The 2,206-nt window shown below is 70.4% G+C and carries 2 protein-coding genes and 1 pseudogene; all 3 read right to left on the bottom strand.

What is annotated here, in order from left to right; all coding sequences use genetic code 11:
• Positions 1-336 (bottom strand): annotated as a pseudogene (locus J7E68_RS11460) (CPBP family intramembrane glutamate endopeptidase); the annotation flags it as partial.
• A complete protein-coding gene (gene trmB / locus J7E68_RS11455) occupies positions 333-1,058 on the bottom strand; it encodes a tRNA (guanosine(46)-N7)-methyltransferase TrmB (RefSeq protein WP_215172691.1) in 726 nt (241 codons plus the stop codon). The pseudogene J7E68_RS11460 and the gene trmB, both read right to left, overlap by 4 nt.
• Before the next feature lie 43 nt (positions 1,059-1,101).
• Positions 1,102-1,941: a DUF3097 domain-containing protein gene (locus J7E68_RS11450; RefSeq protein ID WP_215172689.1), complete on the bottom strand. Its 840-nt coding sequence runs from the start codon at positions 1,939-1,941 to the stop codon at positions 1,102-1,104.
• Between the last annotated feature and the right edge of the window lie 265 nt (positions 1,942-2,206).

Genomic DNA, 2,206 nt, shown 5'->3' with positions numbered 1-2,206 from the left:
GCGCAGGATGGCGAGTTTGTCGAGCTCCGCCGCGAGCGGGATCACGCTGACGATGAGCATGCCCAGAGCGATCAGCGAGAGATCGCGGACGAGTGACGGCCGGCGGCTGGTTCCGACGATCCGGGCGGTCTCTCGGCGCGCGCCCATGCGCACCGTCTGGTCCTCCGCCGCCGGCCGGTCGCGCTCGACCAGCCATGCGCTCCCGACACCGAGCGCGAGCAGCGCCCAGCCGAGCCACGGGATCTGCGCGACGAAGAACGCCGGTGCCGCGGCGCAGACGAGCAGCGCCGGGACGGCGGCCGGCCAGTTCACCGGCGTGCGCTGCGCGGTGATCACGCGCGCGACTTCCGCCGATACACGAGATCGCGGATGTCGCGGCCCTTCGCGATCCCCTTGCGCTCGAACGCCGTCATCACGCGTCCGTCGAACCTGTCGGCCCACTCGCCGTCGAATGCCCGCTCGAACAGGGGCTCGGCATCGAGGACGTCGCGCATCTGCAGCGCGTAGTCCTCCCAGTCCGTCGCCAGACGCAGAAGACCTCCGTCGCGGAGGGCGCGCGCGGCGGTGTCGCCGAATCCCTGGCGGACGAGACGACGCTTGGTGTGCTTCTTCTTGTGCCACGGGTCGGGGAAGAAGATCCAGACCTCGGCGGCTGCGGCCTCGGGCAGGTAAGAGGAGAGCACCTCCGGGGCGTTGGCCTCGACGACGCGCAGGTTGCGGGCTCCCTCGCGATCGGCGTCGAGCATCGTGCGGGCAAGGCCTGCACGGAAGACCTCGACGGCGAGGAAGTCGTCGTCCGGCCGCGTCGAGGCGGCCGACACGATCGCATGCCCCTGGCCCGACCCGATCTCGACGTACAGATCGGCATCCCGCCCGTACTCCACCGCGGGATCGAGACGCGCCTCGGGGTGCACCGACGTCCAGGCGACGTCTCGGGGGACGTCGAGCAGGTAGTGCGGACCCAGCTCGTCGAAGGCGCGCTCCTGCGCATCGGACATCCGGCCGCTGCGGCGTACGAAGGACACCGGTTCGTCACGGAAGGTACGGGGTTCGGGCATGCTTCCAGGGTAGTCGGCGGCGTCCGGGGCCATCGACCCGCGATCAGGCCGGCGGCGCGGTGACGAAGTCGATGAGCTCTTCGACCCGCCCGAGCAGGGCAGGCTCCAGGTCGCGATAGGTGTGGACCTTCGACAGGATGTGCTGCCAGGCGCGACCGGTGTCGGCCTGCGTCTCATACGGCCAGCCGAACGCCCGGCAGATACCGGTCTTCCAGTCCGTGCCTCGAGGTATATCGGGCCACTTCGCGATGCCCAGCGCCCGAGGCGTCACGCACTGCCACACGTCGACGAAGGGATGGCCGACGATCCGCACGTGGCGTCCGTGCGGGCCGCGGGCGACCGCCTCAGCGATGCGCGACTCCTTCGACCCCGGAACGAGATGATCGACGAGCACTCCGTAGCGCCGCGACGCCGTCGGAGGCTCGGCGGCGAGCAGCTCGTCGAGCAGGTCGACTCCCTGCAGGAACTCCACGACGACGCCCTCGACCCGAAGGTCTGCGCCCCAGACCTTCTCGACGAGCTCGGCGTCGTGCTTGCCCTCGACGAGGATCCGGCTCGGCAGCGCGATGCGGGCGCGCTGATCGGCGACCACGAACGATCCGGATGCCGTGCGACGCGGACCCTGTTCCTTGGGCCCGGGAGGGGTCAGCCGCACGGGCGACCCGTCGATGAGGAAGCCTCCGCCGAGGGGGAAGAGCCGCCTGCGCCCGAGGCGATCCTCGAGTTCGACGTTGCCGCCCTGCACACGCGTCACCGCACCGCAGTATCCGTCCTGCGCGACCTCGACGACCAGGTCGAGCTCGGCGGCGACCTGCGGCACCGGCTTCGCCGCTCGATCCCGCCACCCGGCTGCGAGCACATCGGTTGCGTACCTGTCGTCCATGCCCTCCAGCGTATGTGTCTCCGCTGAGGGCGAACGGCTATCCCCGTGCGGAAGCTGTCGCGTGTCGGCCTGTGTGCATAGACTCGTGCCATGGGGCTCGGCTGCCGGTCGGAGGGAACACGATGAAGACACGGTGGCTCACGCTGGCCGCATTGGCGGTCGCCGCGGCGACGGGAGTCCTCTCGGTCTCAGCCGCCTCCGCGACGGATCCCATCACGCTCGATCCCGGGTACGTCACCGACGACGCCGGTGTGCTCAGCGCCAG

This window comes from Microbacterium sp. ISL-103, assembly GCF_018613995.1.
GTDB lineage: Bacteria > Actinomycetota > Actinomycetes > Actinomycetales > Microbacteriaceae > Microbacterium.
This window is presented reverse-complemented; position numbering and strand designations above follow the sequence as displayed.